General features: G+C 34.2%; 17 protein-coding genes. All 17 read left to right on the plus strand.

Annotation, left to right across the window (positions count from 1 at the left end; all coding sequences use genetic code 11):
* The first annotated feature begins 6 nt into the window (after positions 1-6).
* A complete protein-coding gene (locus ACW6PM_RS11310) occupies positions 7-438 on the plus strand; it encodes a flavodoxin (protein WP_308669134.1) in 432 nt (143 codons plus the stop codon).
* A 223-nt stretch (positions 439-661) separates the two neighbouring features.
* Positions 662-919, plus strand: coding sequence for a hypothetical protein (locus ACW6PM_RS11315; RefSeq protein ID WP_456057225.1), 258 nt, complete (start codon positions 662-664; stop codon positions 917-919).
* 347 nt (positions 920-1,266) lie between these two features.
* Positions 1,267-2,400: a tyrosine-type recombinase/integrase gene (locus ACW6PM_RS11320; RefSeq protein ID WP_456057226.1), complete on the plus strand. Its 1,134-nt coding sequence runs from the start codon at positions 1,267-1,269 to the stop codon at positions 2,398-2,400.
* A gap of 132 nt (positions 2,401-2,532) precedes the next feature.
* Entirely contained in the window at positions 2,533-4,593 is a 2,061-nt protein-coding gene (locus tag ACW6PM_RS11325) for a Helicase associated domain protein (protein ID WP_456057227.1), read from the plus strand.
* Between the two features lie 33 nt (positions 4,594-4,626).
* Positions 4,627-6,075 (plus strand): sugar transferase, encoded by a 1,449-nt coding sequence (locus ACW6PM_RS11330; protein ID WP_456057228.1) that lies wholly within the window; start codon positions 4,627-4,629, stop codon positions 6,073-6,075.
* Between the two features lie 29 nt (positions 6,076-6,104).
* The gene (gene pssD, locus ACW6PM_RS11335; RefSeq protein ID WP_117997787.1) at positions 6,105-6,554 is read left to right on the plus strand and encodes a PssD/Cps14F family polysaccharide biosynthesis glycosyltransferase; all 450 of its coding nucleotides are present in this window, start codon (positions 6,105-6,107) and stop codon (positions 6,552-6,554) included.
* A gap of 11 nt (positions 6,555-6,565) precedes the next feature.
* Positions 6,566-7,060, plus strand: a complete 495-nt coding sequence (locus tag ACW6PM_RS11340; protein WP_456057229.1) for a glycosyltransferase — start codon at positions 6,566-6,568, stop codon at positions 7,058-7,060.
* Positions 7,061-7,175: 115 nt separating this feature from the next.
* Positions 7,176-8,147, plus strand: a complete 972-nt coding sequence (locus tag ACW6PM_RS11345; RefSeq protein ID WP_448754888.1) for a hypothetical protein — start codon at positions 7,176-7,178, stop codon at positions 8,145-8,147.
* Between the two features lie 26 nt (positions 8,148-8,173).
* Positions 8,174-9,190 (plus strand): glycosyltransferase family 2 protein, encoded by a 1,017-nt coding sequence (locus tag ACW6PM_RS11350; RefSeq protein ID WP_448754887.1) that lies wholly within the window; start codon positions 8,174-8,176, stop codon positions 9,188-9,190.
* 27 nt (positions 9,191-9,217) lie between these two features.
* The gene (locus tag ACW6PM_RS11355; protein WP_456057230.1) at positions 9,218-10,366 is read left to right on the plus strand and encodes a hypothetical protein; all 1,149 of its coding nucleotides are present in this window, start codon (positions 9,218-9,220) and stop codon (positions 10,364-10,366) included.
* On the plus strand, positions 10,356-11,162 hold the full coding sequence (locus tag ACW6PM_RS11360; RefSeq protein WP_448754885.1) for a glycosyltransferase family 32 protein: 807 nt from the start codon (positions 10,356-10,358) through the stop codon (positions 11,160-11,162). Before ACW6PM_RS11355 ends, ACW6PM_RS11360 begins: the two co-directional genes overlap by 11 nt.
* Positions 11,163-11,296: 134 nt before the next feature.
* Entirely contained in the window at positions 11,297-12,694 is a 1,398-nt protein-coding gene (locus tag ACW6PM_RS11365; protein ID WP_456057231.1) for an oligosaccharide flippase family protein, read from the plus strand.
* Positions 12,695-12,700: 6 nt separating this feature from the next.
* The gene (locus ACW6PM_RS11370; protein ID WP_448754883.1) at positions 12,701-13,939 is read left to right on the plus strand and encodes a CDP-glycerol glycerophosphotransferase family protein; all 1,239 of its coding nucleotides are present in this window, start codon (positions 12,701-12,703) and stop codon (positions 13,937-13,939) included.
* Positions 13,940-13,966: 27 nt separating this feature from the next.
* Positions 13,967-15,064 carry an NAD/NADP octopine/nopaline dehydrogenase family protein gene (locus tag ACW6PM_RS11375; protein ID WP_448754882.1) on the plus strand — a complete coding sequence of 366 codons (1,098 nt, stop codon included), beginning with the start codon at positions 13,967-13,969 and terminating at the stop codon, positions 15,062-15,064.
* A gap of 2 nt (positions 15,065-15,066) precedes the next feature.
* Positions 15,067-16,125, plus strand: a complete 1,059-nt coding sequence (locus ACW6PM_RS11380) for a pyridoxal phosphate-dependent aminotransferase (RefSeq protein WP_448754881.1) — start codon at positions 15,067-15,069, stop codon at positions 16,123-16,125.
* Between the two features lie 27 nt (positions 16,126-16,152).
* Positions 16,153-17,445: an adenylyltransferase/cytidyltransferase family protein gene (locus ACW6PM_RS11385; protein ID WP_448754880.1), complete on the plus strand. Its 1,293-nt coding sequence runs from the start codon at positions 16,153-16,155 to the stop codon at positions 17,443-17,445.
* 85 nt (positions 17,446-17,530) lie between these two features.
* Positions 17,531-17,818, plus strand: a 288-nt coding sequence (locus tag ACW6PM_RS11390) for a multicopper oxidase domain-containing protein (protein WP_456057232.1), incomplete at its 3' end; no start/stop codon positions are given.

A 17,818-nucleotide genomic window follows, 5' to 3' on the forward strand; every position in this document is an offset into this window, starting at 1 on the left:
ATCAAAATGAGCAAAATCAGTGTAGTTTATTGGTCACAGTCAGGCAATACAGCAGCAATGGCAGAGGCAGTGGCAAAGGGTGTCACAGACGCCGGAAAGGAAGCAGAAATCGTATTCGTAAGCAGTGCTTCAATAGATGAGCTTAAATCAGAGACAGCATTCGCACTCGGATGCCCTGCAATGGGTGCAGAGGTACTCGAGGAGGGCGAGATGGAGCCATTTGTCACAGAGCTCGAGGGCAGTGTGGCAGGCAAGACAATCGGTCTGTTCGGTTCATACGGATGGGGCGATGGCGAGTGGATGCGCGACTGGGTAGAGCGAATGACAGCAGCCGGAGCCACAGTAGTAGGCGGTGAGGGTGTTATCTGCCAGGATGCGCCGGACGATGATGCAAAGACAGCCTGCGAGGAGCTTGGAAAGAAGCTTGCAGCGGTATAAGCAAATCAGACTATAGCGTGGCCGCGACAACAGGAATGGCCACGAAAAAAATATATTTTATCTCCGCAAAGTATAAACTTTGCTCCTAGTGTAAATCTGGGCCGGCGAACTTCCCATTCGCCGGCCCGCTCTCTTTTTTAATGACATTTGGGCTATTGCATTGGATAGAGTTATTATTATATAATTATTTCTGCCAGAACTAAGTGCTGAGGAAAAAAATGATATGCTGGAGAATGAGTTTGATATCAAAATGGAAGGTGACAGAAAGGAGTTGTTGAAATCTATGTGTAATCTAAGTCAAGGAATTAAAGAACGAGGAATCGAACAAGGAATCGAACAAGGACGTAGAGAAGAGCGAATTTCTACATTGGTGACCTTCTTCAAAAATGATGGTACTGTAGCTGCAGCAAAACAAATGCTTAATTCATCAGATGAAGACATTAAGATTGCTAAGGAACGTCTTTCGATGATTGAAGAGTAAAGATGCAAGAAAACACCTCTATTGCAGTGCAATGGAGGTGTTTTTTGCTATTGCCTAATCAGAAAGAATGTAATAAAAAATTCGCAGATTATTACAATCTGCGAACTTCACCTCTGTTAAAAAACACTAGATATATAATAAAACTTTAGTCAATTTATGTCAACTGCTGTATCTTTTTTTGTATCTTTTTACATTTTTAAGGGATTATTGGGATGTATTTTATATATTTTTTAGTTTTAGGTGGTCAAAATTGTGGTCAGAAATAAAACAGAAGATATTATATGGAGTTAATATTCTTCTTCCTATAAATTATATATATACATATATATTTTAAGGAGGAAACAGACATGTCAAGAAGAGGAACCAACATCAGAAAGAGAGCCGACGGACGCTGGGAGGGCCGCTACTACATAGTAGACACAGCCGGCAGTAAAAAGTGCAAATCGGTATACGGCCACAGCTATAAGGAAGTGACAGAAAGGCTGCTTACAGCAAAAGCAGCTTCACTTAATCAAACGGCAGCCCCAAAGCAGTCCACTATCACCGTAAAAGAAGTCGCTGAGAAATGGCTTGAAAGCATAGCAGCCAGCCGGAAACTCTCCACCATTCAAAAGTATTCTACTATATACAATAAATACATCAAACCGAACTGGGGAGAACGTATCATAGACGAGTTAAATCAGAATGAAATACTCAAGGTACTGCCTGAAACAGCCGGTGAGAGCGTTATAAAGAGCATATTTTGTATATTCAATTCTATCCTTGCATATGGAGCTGCCACATATGGCATCGGGGAAATCCATCTGTCGTACCGGGTAAGGAGTTCATCCGTCACATCCTCAAACAGCATAAATACAATCAATACAACAGACCAGCAAAAGCTAACCAAGTATCTTCTTACCGAGCTTGATATCTATAAGCTCGGTATTTTATTGTGCCTTTTTATGGGGCTTCGTTTGGGGGAAATTTGTGCCCTGAAATGGGAAGATATCGACATGATTGGTCGCACTCTGCATGTCAATCGCACAGTGCAGAGGCTTCCGGTAGACACAGTAAACACATCCGGTTCATTGCAAAATAACCACACTGCCACAAGAAAGACTTCTTTATATATAGATTCACCCAAGACTTCAAATTCACTTCGTGAGATTCCTATCCCGAACTTTATATATGACAAGCTGTCAGATTATTATAACACTTCAATGAGAAGTGACTCTTATTTTCTAAAGAAAAATCAGCCTATGGATCCCCGTACTTATCAGAATAAATTTCATATCTATTTAAGAGAGGCAGGTATCGGTGATACTCACTTTCATGCTCTGCGCCATACCTTTGCCACAAACTGTATCAGCAACGGTGCCGACGCTAAGAGTGTAAGTGAGATTCTAGGACATTCCAATGTGAATATTACATTGAACCGCTATGTGCATCCAAATCTGGAGACCAAGCGCTCCGCAATCAATTCTATAGTTATCCCATAAGTGGTCATAAAAATGGTCATATTTATATAAAAATGCTTATTTTATACATAGGGGAGGTTGGAATTCGCAGATTGTAATAATCTGCGAAATCCAACCTCCCTTTTAATGTAGTGTTTCACCCGGAGGCAGCAAATGAGCATACATCTTTACAAGCACAACGAAGATGCATACAGAGCAGTCGAAACCATGCTGGAGGAAAAGCAGATGGCAGCCGTCATACATCCGACCGGCACAGGCAAGTCAATGATTGCCTTCAAGCTCGTGGAGCAGCATCCGCACAATCACTTTCTATGGCTATCGCCAAGTGAGTACATCTACAAGACACAGCTTGAGAACATAGACACACAGTTCTCAAACATAGAATACATGTCATACAGCAGGCTCATGAAGCATGAGGACAGCATAGACACCCTGCGCCCTGACTATATCATACTCGATGAGTTCCACCGCTGTGGAGCCGCAGAGTGGGGCAAGAGTGTAAAAAAGCTTCTGGAAGCATATCCGAAGGCAAAGCGCCTGGGGCTCTCAGCGACAAACATACGTTATCTGGACAACCAGCGCAATATGGCAGAGGAGCTCTTTGAGGGCAACATAGCCTCAGAGATGACGCTCGGAGAAGCAATCGTGAGGGAAATACTTCCGGAGCCCAAATATGTCATAGCCATGTATTCATACAAGAAAGAGCTCGAACAGCTGAAAAAGCGAATCGAAGGCTTATCAAATCCTGGACTTGTATCGGAAAACGAAAAGCTCCTAGAGCAGCTAAAGCGTGCACTCGAGCAGGCAGACGGTCTCACAGAGGTCTTTGCCAGACAGATGACAAAGACAGATGGCAAATACATAGTATTCTGCTCAGGCAGAGAGCACATGGATGAGATGAAGGAGCAGGCTGCCGACTGGTTTAGCAAGGTGGACAAAAAGCCACACATATACACAGCGTACTACAACGATGCGTCGACCAGCAAAGCCTTTGCCGAATTCAAAAAGGACACAGGAAGCCACCTAAAGCTCCTCTACTGCATAGATATGCTAAATGAGGGCATACATGTGGACGATGTGGACGGAGTAATACTGCTTCGCCCTACGGTGTCACCAATCATCTATCTGCAGCAGATAGGCAGAGCCCTGTCAGCAGGAAGCAAAAACCAGCCAATCATCTTTGACCTGGTCAACAACTTCGACAGCCTCTACTGCATAGACTGTCTGAAAAACGAGATGCAGGAAGCATTTTTACTGTATCCGGACACTCATTCGCCAAGAGAGCACTTTGACGACAGATTCCGCATCATAGACGAGACAAAGGACAGCAGGGAGATATTCATGCGCCTGCAGGAAAATCTGGGAAGTGCCTGGGACACATACTATGAGGCAGCAAAGCAGTGGTATGAGGAAAATGGAAATCTCAAGATACCAAAGAGCTATGTCACTGAGGCAGGCCTCACACTGGGAGCATGGATAAACACCCAGAGGCGTGTGAAGTCAGGCAACATATCCGGAAACCTCACCTGGGAAAAGATACAAAAGCTAAACGACATAGGCATGATATGGGATGTCACTGACTCAAGCTGGCAGGAGGTACTTGAGGAGCTTAAAAGCTACCGCAATACCTACGGCGATCTGGATATAAAGGCCAAATACGTATCACCTACAGGCTTTAGGCTCGGCTCATGGATTAACAACATGCGCTTCAAGGTAAAAAAGTATGGCATAGAGCAGGCGCTCACCGATGAGCAGAGAAAAGCTTTAGAGAAGCTTGGCATGATATGGGACCACAACAAGCAGAAGTGGGAAGAGTACTACAGCGCAGCCAAGGCCTACTACAAGGAGCATGGTAACCTCGAAGTACCTGCAAAGTATGTCACAGCGGACGGCATACCGCTTGGACGGTGGCTGTCCAACCAGACCAATAGCCGCTCAATGACAGACGAGCAGCTAAAGCGCCTGCAGAGCATAGGCTATAGGTCAGAAAGCAAGACCGCCATACAGTGGAACAGAAAGTTTGAGCTTGCAAAAACATATTACGAGAAAAACGGCAATCTGGACGTACCGGTATCATACTCCACAGACGGAGTGAAGCTGGGACGCTGGATATCAAATATCAGATGCAAAAGAAAAAACCCGAAGGCCAGCGGCATGGTGCTCGACACAGAGCGCATAGCAAGGCTTGACAGTATAGGGATGAACTGGAAATAGGGTAATCAAGAAATACAGGGAGACACAGAAAAAATGTACAGAAAGAAAGGAAGAGGCTGGACAAAGCATATAGATTTTATGCTCTTAGATGTCCTGTGCATGCAGATAGCATTCATAGTCTCATATATATGGCGCTTTGGAGTAGGCAATCCATATGTGGACAAAGATTACAAAATACTGGCAGCAGCATTTCTGCTCATAGATTTCTTCGTGGAAATAGTATCCGATGCCTTCAAAAATGTATTGAAGCGCGGCTATCTTGATGAGCTCATAGCTGCATGTAAGCATGTGGCACTTGTAGAAATAATAACAACCTTCTTCCTGTTTACCACACAGATGGGCGAGATATATTCGCGAATGTCTTACTACATCATGATTCCAATATATATTCTTGTGTCGTACTCTGGCAGAGTGGTGTTAAAGAAAATTATCAAAAAAAGAAGCTTTGCTTCATCAAAAAAATCACTCTTTGTTATAGCACCGGAAAAAATCCTTGAGGAGACACTTCAGGGACTAAAGGATAATAGCTTTGGATACACACAGATAGTGGCAGCGGCAACAAATGCCGACCTGAAGGGCAAAACAATATGTGAAATACCAATCGTTGCAAACCACGACGGGATAGTGGACTACGCCTGTGAGGAATGGGTGGACGAGGTGCTTATCCCACCATGTGCGGAGAGCGAATATCCCTATGAAATGGCAGACATATTTCTTGAGATGGGAATAGCTGTTCACAGAGGCATCACCAAAAACAAGGTCATGGCAGGCAGCTTTAATCAGATAGAAAAAATCGGTGACTACACAGTCATCACAGCCAGTATGAACTATGCGAGCACCACACAGCTTCTTGCAAAAAGAGGCATGGACATACTCGGAGGACTGGTCGGATGCATCATCACCTTGATAATGACGATATTTGTGGGACCGGCAATCTATATAGCATCACCGGGACCGATTTTCTTCGCACAGGATCGAATCGGCAGAAACGGCAGAAAGTTCAAGATGTACAAATTCAGAAGCATGTACATGGATGCCGAGGAGCGAAAGAAGGAGCTCATGGCACAAAACAAGGTGAGCGACGGAATGATGTTCAAGATGGACTTTGACCCGAGAATCATAGGCAACAAGATACTGCCGGATGGAACAAAGAAAACCGGCATAGGACAGTTTATCAGGAAGACATCAATAGATGAGCTGCCGCAGTTTTGGAACATCCTCAAAGGAGATATGAGTCTGGTAGGAACACGACCACCAACACTCGATGAGTGGGAAAAATATGAACCACACCACAGAGCCAGAATGTCATTCAGACCGGGACTGACCGGGCTGTGGCAGGTGAGTGGCAGGAGCAATATCACGGACTTTGAGGAAGTTGTGAGATTGGATACCCAGTATATTGGGGAGTGGAGTGTGAAGGGGGATATTAAGATTATTTTTCATACTATTATAAGAGTGATGAAGAATGAGGGAGCAGTATAAAGATGAAAAGAAAAGCTAATAAGGAAAAAATGAAAATATGTCTTGTGGGTTCATCAGGAGGACATCTTACACATCTATATATGCTCAAGCCATTTTGGAAAGATAAAGACAGATTTTGGGTAACTTTTGACAAAGAAGATGCACGTAGCATTCTTGAAGGTGAGAAGATGTATCCGTGCTATTATCCGACAAATAGAAGTTTGAAGGCATTAATCAAAAATACAAAAATAGCTTGGAAGGTCTTAAGAAAAGAACGACCGGATGTAATTATCTCAAGCGGTGCGGCTGTGGCTGTTCCATTTTTCTACTTAGGGAAATTATTCGGAGCGAAACTGGTTTATATAGAAGTGTTTGACCGTATAGATAAACCAACAATGACTGGAAAAATGGTATATCCAATAGTTGATAAGTTTATTGTGCAGTGGGAAGAACAAAAACAAGTTTATCCGAAAGCTATTAACTTGGGAAGTATCTTTTAGAGGAAAGAATAATGATTTTTGTAACAGTTGGAACTCATGAGCAGCCTTTTAACAGGCTGATTAAGAAAGTAGATGAACTAAAAAGAGATGGTGTAATTCAGGAAGATGTAATTATGCAGACAGGCTTCAGTACTTATGAACCTAAGTATTGTGAGTGGAGTAAGCTCATTCCTTATCAGCAGATGATAAAAAATGTTGAGGATGCAAGAATTGTAATCACACATGGTGGACCGGCTAGTTTTATTATGCCACTTCAGATTGGAAAGGTGCCAATTGTGGTTCCGAGACAGCATAAGTTTGATGAGCATGTGAATGATCATCAAGTAGAATTTGCGAGAAATGTTGCTGAGAGAATGGGAACAATTATTCCGGTGGAAGATATTGGAAAATTAGAAGAGATTATTATGGATTACGACCAGATTGCTACAGGAATGGGACATGGGATGAGTGGTAATAATGAGAAGTTTTGTTCTGAATTAGAGGACATAATTCACTATATTCTTTAATTATAGAGAGGAGTATAGAAATATTGCTTTTTAGTAGTTAATCATATAACTGGTAATAATTTAGAAATTAAAATGTTGTTTAAGTATAAAAAAGAAAAATGGAAGAAATTAGATTATGCCGAATGGATTAAAATTTCAACGTAAACATAGATTTTGGGGATATAAACTTAAATATTTATATTATTGTATAGCTAGAAGGGATGTCCTACAAAAGAAAAAGAGTTTTGGAGAATATAATGAGAATAAAATTATATATTTAATAAAACCTGATTACCAGGATGGAGTGGAGGGTTTACTTTCTTTAATTCATAAACAGGTGATATATATAGATTATGCAAAACAAAAAGGTTATATCCCATATGTAGATTGGAAAAATTATATAACTCAATATTACAATGGGACAGATAATGTGTGGGAATATTTTTTTATGCAACCATCAGAGATTACTGAAGAAGAGGTTTATTCGTGCAAGAATGTTTATTTGTCAGGATGGACATTTAATAATATTAATCCATTAGGATTATTTGAAAAAGATATTTTCTTTAACAAAGAAATTGAAAAAAAGAGTTATGATCTTTTATTTAATAATCTTAGATTTAGTAATGATGTTTTAAAGGCTGTTGAAGCTGAGGCACAAAACATAGATGTTGATAAATGTATAGGAGTATATGTTAGAGGGACTGACTATGTTAGGCTGAAACCTTCGGGTGAGTATATTCAACCAAACGTTAGGCAGGTGGAAGAACAGATAATTAAGTTTGTTAATAAATATAATGCACCGATTTTTTTAGTTACTGAAGATGGAGAAATCTATGATTCATTAGTAAGTAAATTTGGAAAATCTATAAGGACGGTTTCATATGATTCGTTCATATACAATTATGATGGAAAGGATGTCCTTAGTAAATCAAATGTGTTGGAGGATAACAAAAAATTACGTGGGCAAAGATATTTGGTAAAGATGATTTTGCTTTCTAAGTGTAAGTATTTAATAAGTTCAATAACACAAGGTTCTAAATTTAGCTATGCATTGAATGGCGGAAAATATTTAGATGAATATATCTTTAATTTGGGCCTTTATGATTAAAAGAGAAAGATTTTAGGTGAAGTTATATGTTATTCAGTATAGTGATTCCTGTATATAATGTAGAAAAATATTTGGATGAATGCATGCAGTCTATATTACAACAAGTAGATTCTATTAATAATGACTGTGAAATACTATTAATAGATGATGGCTCTACAGATAATAGCGGTAAAATATGCGATGAATATATGATTAAATTTCCAACATTGGTTAAGGTTTTTCATAAAGAAAACCAGGGGCTGTTAGCCACAAGACGATATGGATTTCAAAGGGCATCAGGTGAGTTTATTGTTAATTGTGACTCAGATGATTTATTAGAGGAAGGTATGCTTACTTCTGTACAAGGAATAATAAATAAATATGAAAATCCAGATGTAATTATTTTTAATCATTATAGCTATGATGGAAAGAATAAAACTATAGCATATGAGAATATTTTTTCGGATAAGAAAGATTGCTTGATATCAAAGGAAAAAGTCCTTCGTGAATATTTAATGGGACATAGTGTGGTTAGTATGTGTGGGAAAATAGTTAAACGAATTTGTATTGATATAAAGCAAGATTATAGTGAATATGGTAGATTGAGTACAGGGGAAGATACATTACAATCGTTGGAATTTTATTCTAATGCGAATACATTTGTTTATTTAAATAAACCATTATATGACTATAGATGTGGTTCTGGAATGACTGCTAAGTTTGATAGCAATTACTATTTTACATTCAAAAGTATATTTGATCAGATAGAGATAGAAAAGAACAAATGGGATTTGGATGATTTTGATGAACTGTTTGCAATAAAAGTATTGCAAACATCTGGAAGGGCAATTACACAGTCACGGTATAATAAATGGAAATCAATTAATGAACAAAGGCAGTATTTAAAAAAAATACGAGATGATTCTATGTTAGAGGATAATTTGAAGTATCTTTTAGATGTAAAAGAAAAATTGCAAATTGATCATTATATATTATTAAAACTTTTAAAGGCAAGATTATTCAATTTAATTATTTTGGTATTGAAAATAAGAAATATAATATAAATTGCTGAATAAATATGGAGGAATATTTTGAGAGTGAAATTTAATATAGAATCATTATATAAAATATTTATTTTTTTATTGATTGCAATGTATATGTTAGAGGCAACATCAATTCCGAATGTTAATAATAGTCTATTTCATGATGTAATTCAATATAGTGCGTTACTTGTGGCAATAATATATATCGTTATCAGAAAATATTCGAATAAAGAGTTGATAAGAAACAGTTTTTTAGTTTTAATAGGTATTTTATGTTATGTATCTAGCGGATTTTCAGGTTTATTGATGACAGTGTTAGCGATAATTATTATGCCAAATAATTATCTGGAAATAATATTAAAAATGATACTAAAAGAAGAGACAATACTGTTTGGAATCATTGTGATTTTCTCTTTGTTAGGAGTATTGGATATGGGTGGGGTGAAAATTAATAAGGGTTCATATATTACGGATGGAGTTTCGCTAGGCTTTACTCATCCTAATATGTTGGCGGCACAAGGAACATCAATTATTCTGCTCTATTTATGTTTGAATAAAGATAAGTTAAAGACTAGACATTATATAGTTTCGTTGATGTGTGAGATTTTACTTTTTGTTCTTTCAAAAGGAAGAACATCGTTTTTTTTGGGGATTTTTGCAATCATTCTTATTGGAATGTCAAAAATGAATATTATCAAGAAAATAATATTGAAATTTCTTCCTTTTGCATATTGGGCAATTTTGGGAGCACTGATTTTTTGCATGTTTATTTATGCTAGGGATAATGGAACATCAGCTATATCGGGACTCATTAATGATGGCTTTTTTAATGGCAGAATCGGTCTTGCATATAGAAGTTTATTGGTTTATCCGATTACGATATTTGGAAAGGCAATAGATACTAGTATTTGGAATCAGTACCAATATTATTCCTTAGATAATGGTCAGGTTATGATACTTCTAGAGTATGGTATTGTTGGCTTTTTAACTTATTTTTATATAATTCAAACAATATTAAAAGAAGTAAAAAAGGAAGAAGAAGTAGTTTGGGGAATTATAATAATTGTATTTATGATTTGGTCTATGTATGAAGGAACTATGTACTTTATTGGAAAAAATTTTGTTTTTCTTTTCTTGGGACTTAATAAAAATAGTATGGTAGTGAATTTAAAAAAGGAGAAAAAGTATGATTCCTAAGATAATACATTATTGTTGGTTTGGGGGGAATCCTTTGCCAGAATTAGCACAAAAGTGCATAGAATCATGGAAGATGTATTTACCCGACTATAAAATAAAAGAATGGAACGAAAGTAACTTTGATTTGAATTGTTGTACCTATGTTAAGGAAGCGTATGAAGCAAAAAAATGGGCATTTGTTAGTGACTATGCTCGTTTTTGGATTTTATATACTTATGGAGGAATTTACTTTGATACTGATGTAGAAGTGATAAAAGATATGTCTGATATTATAAAGAATGGTGCATTTATGGGATGTGAAAGAGCTGATAAATGTAATTCTGGTTTAGGACTTGGGGCAGAGCCTGGTCTTGGCTTATACAAAGAAATTTTGGAGAATTATCATAAGTCTCATTTCTTGAATAGTGATGGAAGTAATAATTACGAAACAGTTGTGGATCGTATAACAAATATTTTGAAGGAACATGGTTTTGAGGATTGTAATACTATTCAAAAAATTGCGGATATTATGATATATCCATCAGAATATTTTTGTCCCATGGAATATGAGACAGGAAAATTGAATGTTACAGAGAATAGTTATACTATACATTGGTATGATGCATCATGGCTTGATGAACGCATGAAAAGAAGAAGAGCTAGGAACGTAAAAATAAGAAATACTATTGATGGAAAAATTGGTATTCGTTTGAGTAAGATTTATATGACAGGATCATATTATTGGGAATGGATTACTACAGGAAAATGGTCGATTATCAAGCAAAAATTACAAAGTAAAGGAAAATTATTTAAATAGAAAAAGAGAAAAAGTATGGGAGAATGTTTAATTTTTCTTTTAGAGTTGTTGCTAAATTTGAAAAGCTGGGTCTGAAAAGAACATTTTTATTTGTAAAAAATAAAGTGTTTAATTAAATTTTTGAAGGATTTTTAATGAATAGCTATAAGTATTTACTGAAAAATATAGGGTTACTTACATTAAGTAGTTTTGCGACTAAGTTATTATCTTTTTTTCTTGTACCCTTATATACAAATATTCTTACTACAACCGAATATGGAACATACGATTTATTTAATGCATCAATTGGAGTGATACTTCCTGTATTGACCCTTAATATTCAAGAAGCTGTATTACGTTTTGCTATAGATAAAAAAACAAGTAGAAATGCAATTGTAACGATAAGTTTTAAATATCTGTTAATAAGTAATTTTATAGTCTTGATTGGACTTGTTATTAATGGTATTTGGGGATTAAGTAATGTAATTAGTGATTATGGAGTATTATTTTTTCTAATGTTTTTTGTCCAGTCATTATCAGGAATAATTGTGACATATATTAGAGGAATAGATAGAATTGCTGAGTTGTCTGTTTCAAGTGTAATAGCGTCAATTATTACAATTACATGTAATATTTTATTCTTAGTAGTTTTTAGGTGGAAATTGGTTGGATATTTTCTAGCAAATATTATTGGTCCATTTATTCAATGTTTGTATTTAATCATAAGGTCAGATTTTTATAGACATATAAAAATAAAAAAATATTCTTCGCAAGAAAAAGAAATGTTGAAGTATAGCAGACCGCTTATAGCTAATAGTATTGCTTGGTGGGTTAATAATGTATCAGACAGATATGTTGTTATTTTCTTTTGTGGGCTTGCAGAAAATGGTATTTACTCTGTCGCTGGAAAAATACCAAGTATATTGAATATTTTCCAAAGTATTTTTAATTCTGCATGGACATTATCTGCAGTAAAAGATTTTGACCCAGAAGATAAAAATGGATTTTTTTCTAATACATATAAAGCATACAATTGTATGCTGACAATAATTTGTTCATTAATAATAGTTTTTGATAAAACTTTAGCACATTTTTTATATGCTAAGGATTTTTATATAGCTTGGAAGTATGTTCCTTGGCTTACTATTGCTATTTTATTTGGAGCTTTGTCAGGATATATAGGAGGTTTTTTTTCTGCAGTTAAAGATTCTAAAATATTTGCGACTTCAACAATTCTTGGAGCAGTAACAAACTTAGTATTAAATTTTATTTTTACTCCAGTTTATGGTGCTTTAGGTGCAGCTGTTGCAACTGCTGTATGTTATTTCGTTGTTTGGTTGTTTAGATTTTATCAGTCAAGAAAATATATAAAAATTAAGGTGAATTTAATAAGAGATATATTGACATATTTTATCTTAGTTTTGCAGAGTTTATCTATGTTATTCTTGGATAATTATAGATTGTACGTCGTAGTAAATGGATTATTTATTTTTTTATTAGTATTGTATTTCAGAGATATAAAGGTTTGTATAAAAAAAATAATTAGGAGATGAGTTTATATGCATTATATTAATAAAATTAGAAAAAAAGGTTTTATTGGATGCGTAAATTATATAAAGTATTGCTTTATTAAGTGTATTAATACTTTAGCGTTTACATTTTGTTTATTATTTAAAAGAGATGAATATAGTATTGTTTTGGAATCAGAGGGAGACTGCTGTGATAATGCATATGCTTTATATAATTATATGAAAAAAAATGGTTATTTAGAAAAATATAAAATTACTTGGCTAGTGGAACACCCGGAAAATTTTCAAGAAGAAAAAAAAGTGAATTATGTTCAGAAAAACATATATAATTATGTTTCATTTAAGACAATATTTAGACTTAGGACATGTCATTGGTATATATATGATCATTGTAACATAATGTCTAATTATAAAAAAAGAGATAATCAGATATTTATATACTTATCTCATGGATGGGGATATAAAGCTTCTAAAGGCGGCTCACTTGAAAATTGTAAATCAAAATTTGATTATATGACTGCAACGGGACCTGTTTCAGCGGAAGGATTGTCGAAATATTGGAATTCTGATATTAAAAATACAATTGTGACAGGATATCCTAGATTAGATTATTTTTTTGGAGAGGATAGCTCTGTATTAAATCATATTAATAACATATGGAAGTTTGATAAATATACTAAAGTATTTTTCTGGATGCCGACATTTAGACAAAGTACCAATCAAGCCCTTACAGAAAACTATATTAAAAGTGAAACGGGGTTACCTATTCTGGAAAACAAGGATATGTTAAAAAAGTTAGATGGTCTATTAAGCACTATTAATGTATTGTTAGTATTCAAAATCCATCATTTACAACTTGAATTGCCTGTGTTTCATAATAAATTTAATAATATTATTTTTATTAATGATGAGGAATTAAGAAGTAATAATATACAATTATATCAATTAATTAAATGTGCTGATGCTTTAATAAGTGATTATTCATCAATATCAATTGATTATTTGTTGTTGGATAGACCGATAATTTATACCTTAGATGACTACGAACAATATGATAAATCAAGAGGATTATTTCCGCATAATGCTATAGATTATATGCCGGGATATCATGTATATACTGCTGAAGAATTAAATAATTCTATAATTGAAATTAGAAAAGGGATTGATAGATATTCAGATGATAGAAAATTTGTTATGAATAATTATCATACATATAAAGACGGAAATTCAAGTAAGAGAATACTTGATATGTTTGATATAAAAAAATAGATTTTGTAATGAAAGAAAGAGGAAAAAATGAAAGTTGTAATTATAGGTGCTGGAAATATAGGACTTGCAATGGCATCGTATATTGCAGTACAAAAGAATAACTCAGTTGTTTTGTTTACTGAAAAAAATTTTGATAATTTAGTTATGAATGATGTTGAAGAAAATATTAGAAGTCAAACTACAAATTTCTATGTTTCTAATAAAGCAGAAGTTTTGAAGGATGCTGATTATATTTTTTGTACATATCCAGCATTTTTGAGAAAACAAATGATAGAGAAATATAGTGGCTTTATTAAATCAGGTACAAAATTGGGGTTTGTGCCTGGTTATGGAGGAGCAGAGTTTTTCTGTAAAAAATTAATAGAAAATGGTGTAATTATATTTGGGTTACAGAGAGTACCGTATGTTGCGAGAGCAGAAGGAAATGTAGCTAATATTCTTTCTAAAAAGAAAAATTTATTTGTTTCAACAATTCCATTAGGAGCTGTAGATGATGTTGTTAAAGACATACAGAGATTACTAAATATAAAAACGGTTGCTTTAAAAGAATATCTTTCTATTACGCTATCACCATCAAATCCGTTAATACATGTTTCAGGTTTGTATGGAGCATTTAAAAAATATGATGAAAATGTTGGTTATGATGGAAAAGTTAAGTTTTATGAGCAGTGGGATGACGAAACGTCAAAATTGCTATTTGCTTATGATAATGAGCTTCAAAATATTTGTAGATCCTTATTTCCACTAGATATGAGAGATGTAGTTCCATTGCCCATTTACTATGAGTCTGATACGCCAGAAAAGTTAACTAAAAAACTTAAGAGTATTGAGAGTTTTAAAGTTGTTAAAGTGCCACTTATTGGCAATAAACCAGATTTGAATTCACGTATGTTTATAGAAGACTATCCATTTGGAGTCTGCGTAATTAAAGATATTGCTCAGATGGTCCAAGTAAATACACCTGTTATTGATATGTTGTTGGAATTTTATGCGAAGATATCAGGACATACTTATTTTAACAAGGATGGTTCATATACAGATGAGATTTGTGAGACTGGTGTTCCGGGAATATATGGAATAAAAACCAAGAATCAATTGATTGAATTTTATCATGGAGGAAAATAATAATGTATTATTTAGATGAGAATATTAAAGATTTAGTGAGAATTTTTGATCAGAATGAGCGAAAAGAATATTTGAGACTGGATTTAAATGAAAATCCAGGTGGTTTACCGAAAAAATTTATAGATGAAACGCTAAAAAATATTACTCCTCAATTTATTTCACAATATCCGGAAACATTACATTTTTCAAAGATTTTAGCAGAACATATAGGAGGAGATATATCAAACATATGTATTACAAATGGGTCGGCTGAAGCAATACGTTATGTGATTCAGGCTTTTACATCTGTTAATGGAAGAATTGTTGGTGTTGTTCCGTCATATTTTATGTTTCAGGTGTATTCTGAAATGTACGGAAGAAATTTTATACAAGTTCCATATAATGAAGATTTAACGATGGATATCAATAATATAATTAAAGAATTAACAGATGAAACACAATTATTGATTTTATTAAATCCGAATAACCCTATGGGAAATGTTTATTCTGACGAGGAATTTGAACTTCTTTTTAAAATATGTCAAGATAAACAGATTACTTTATTGATTGATGAAGCATATCATTATTTTTATCCAAAAACTTTTATTAATTATGCATTAAATAATCGTAGAGTATTAGTTACACGCACGTTTTCTAAATTGTTTTCAATGGCAGGGTGTAGATTAGGGTATGTATGCGGAAATCCAGAAGATATAAAATATGTTCAGAAATTCTGCACTCCACATAATACAAATGCTTTTGCAATGCTCTTTGCGGAAAGAATCCTTACAACTCCAGGAATGTTGAATTCTTTAATTGAAAAGTTTTATGAAGGAAGAAAATATTTGATTTCTACGTTAGATGAAAATGGATATAGACATAAGGGTGAGGCAGGTAATTTCATTTTTATTGAGCCTAAGACAAATGCACAAGATATTGTTGACAAGATGAAAAATAAGAAGAAAATTTTAATAAAAAAATATCAGAGTGTTGGGGATTTTGGTGATTGCTTAAGGGTTTCTATAGGAGAAAAACAGTACATGCAAACTTTTATTGATGCTTTGTTGGACTTGGATAAATAGAAAATTACTTGGAGGATTAAAGATATAATGGTAAAAGTAATTACATATGGAACATATGATTTGCTTCATTATGGTCACATAAAATTACTCGAAAGAGCAAAAGCGTTAGGCGATTATCTTATTGTAGGAGTGACAGCAGATGATTTTGACAAAAAACGAGGAAAAATTAATGTGAGGCAGTCATTGATGGAACGTGTTGAGGCAGTGCGTTCAACAGGTATTGCAGATGAAATTATAATTGAAGAATACGAAGGTCAAAAAATTGATGATATTATCAAATATGATATAAATATTTTTACCGTTGGATCTGATTGGAAAGGTAAATTTGATTATCTTAAAGAATATTGTGAGGTTGTTTATTTAGATAGGACAGATGGAGTTTCTAGTACCGAGATTAGAAATGAAAAAGATAAAATTGTGTTAGGTTTAATGGGAGAGCACAGAGTTACGAATAAGTTTTTGAACGAAAGCAAATATGTAAATGGATTAGAAGCAGTGCTATTTGATCTTGACCTCGATTATGCAGAACAATTGGATGGTGTAGATGCTGTTTATTTGGTTACAAAACCAAATAATCATTTTGAACAGATTAAAATTGCTTTAAATATGGGAAAACATGTTTTATGTGAGACTCCAATTTCGTTAACAAGTGATGAAAGTGAATATTTACATAGATTAGCAACTAAAAAAAACTGTGTTTTAATGGATGGAATTAAGACTGCTTATTCTACAGCCTATTCTAGAATGCTTCTGATGGTTAAAGGAGGGATAATTGGTGAAATTGTTTCAATTGATGTTACTGCAACTAGTCAATTAGAAATTAAAGAAATTAAAAAAAATAATATAAATAATACTTGGAACAGCATAAATGCATGGGGGCCAACCGTGATGCTTCCAGTGTTTCAACTTTTAGGAACTGCTTTTAAGAAAAAAATAATGGTTTCAAAGATGTTGAATGATAGTTTTGATTTGTTTACAAGTATTTATTTTGTATATGATAATGCTGTTGCAAATGTTAAAGTAGGAAAGGGGGTTAAATCTGAGGGAGAACTAATTATTTCTGGAACTAAAGGTTATATTTATGTTCCAGCACCATGGTGGAAGATGGATTATTTTGAAGTTAGGTATGAAAATCCAAAAGAAAATAAAAGGTTCTTTTATCAATTAGATGGTGAAGGTATAAGATATGAGTTACTAGCATTTGTGAGGACAATTGAAACAGCTAAGGCAAATTGTTTATTTGATAAGAATATTTCAGATGCGATTTGTAATGTAATAGAAGATTTCTATGAAAAAAAAGATTTTATTGAGATTAGTTAATTTTTTAATGTTGTAAAAATCCATGATAAGAACACTTTTATATTTTAAATTAATAAGACAAGAATAAATTTTAGGAGAAAGAATTATGAAGAAAATATGTAAAAAAATTTTTATAGCGTTTTGTTTGCTTTTTTGTGTATGTATGGGATTTAACAATGTTTATGCCGATAATGTTTTAGTTATTAATAAACAACCACAAAATATAACAGCTAATGTAGGAGATAAATGTGCAGCAAATGTGAGTGTGAGTGGAAACGGACTTACATACCAGTGGCAGTACAGTAATGATGGCGGAAAGACCTGGAGAAATTCAGGAATAGCGAGTGCAAAAACAGCAACGTATAGTTTTACAGTATCAAAAAATGATATTGGA

The organism is Agathobacter sp. (assembly GCF_977054825.1).

Bases quoted from the DNA above. Each gene is read 5' to 3' on its own strand.
- ACW6PM_RS11310 (WP_308669134.1), top strand. From the start codon at position 7: ATGAGCAAAATCAGTGTAGTTTATTGGTCACAGTCAGGCAATACAGCA.
- ACW6PM_RS11315 (WP_456057225.1), top strand. From the start codon at position 662: ATGCTGGAGAATGAGTTTGATATCAAAATGGAAGGTGACAGAAAGGAG.
- ACW6PM_RS11320 (WP_456057226.1), top strand. From the start codon at position 1,267: ATGTCAAGAAGAGGAACCAACATCAGAAAGAGAGCCGACGGACGCTGG.
- ACW6PM_RS11325 (WP_456057227.1), top strand. From the start codon at position 2,533: ATGAGCATACATCTTTACAAGCACAACGAAGATGCATACAGAGCAGTC.
- ACW6PM_RS11330 (WP_456057228.1), top strand. From the start codon at position 4,627: ATGTACAGAAAGAAAGGAAGAGGCTGGACAAAGCATATAGATTTTATG.
- pssD (WP_117997787.1), top strand. From the start codon at position 6,105: ATGAAAATATGTCTTGTGGGTTCATCAGGAGGACATCTTACACATCTA.
- ACW6PM_RS11340 (WP_456057229.1), top strand. From the start codon at position 6,566: ATGATTTTTGTAACAGTTGGAACTCATGAGCAGCCTTTTAACAGGCTG.
- ACW6PM_RS11345 (WP_448754888.1), top strand. From the start codon at position 7,176: ATGCCGAATGGATTAAAATTTCAACGTAAACATAGATTTTGGGGATAT.
- ACW6PM_RS11350 (WP_448754887.1), top strand. From the start codon at position 8,174: ATGTTATTCAGTATAGTGATTCCTGTATATAATGTAGAAAAATATTTG.
- ACW6PM_RS11360 (WP_448754885.1), top strand. From the start codon at position 10,356: ATGATTCCTAAGATAATACATTATTGTTGGTTTGGGGGGAATCCTTTG.
- ACW6PM_RS11365 (WP_456057231.1), top strand. From the start codon at position 11,297: ATGAATAGCTATAAGTATTTACTGAAAAATATAGGGTTACTTACATTA.
- ACW6PM_RS11370 (WP_448754883.1), top strand. From the start codon at position 12,701: ATGCATTATATTAATAAAATTAGAAAAAAAGGTTTTATTGGATGCGTA.
- ACW6PM_RS11375 (WP_448754882.1), top strand. From the start codon at position 13,967: ATGAAAGTTGTAATTATAGGTGCTGGAAATATAGGACTTGCAATGGCA.
- ACW6PM_RS11380 (WP_448754881.1), top strand. From the start codon at position 15,067: ATGTATTATTTAGATGAGAATATTAAAGATTTAGTGAGAATTTTTGAT.
- ACW6PM_RS11385 (WP_448754880.1), top strand. From the start codon at position 16,153: ATGGTAAAAGTAATTACATATGGAACATATGATTTGCTTCATTATGGT.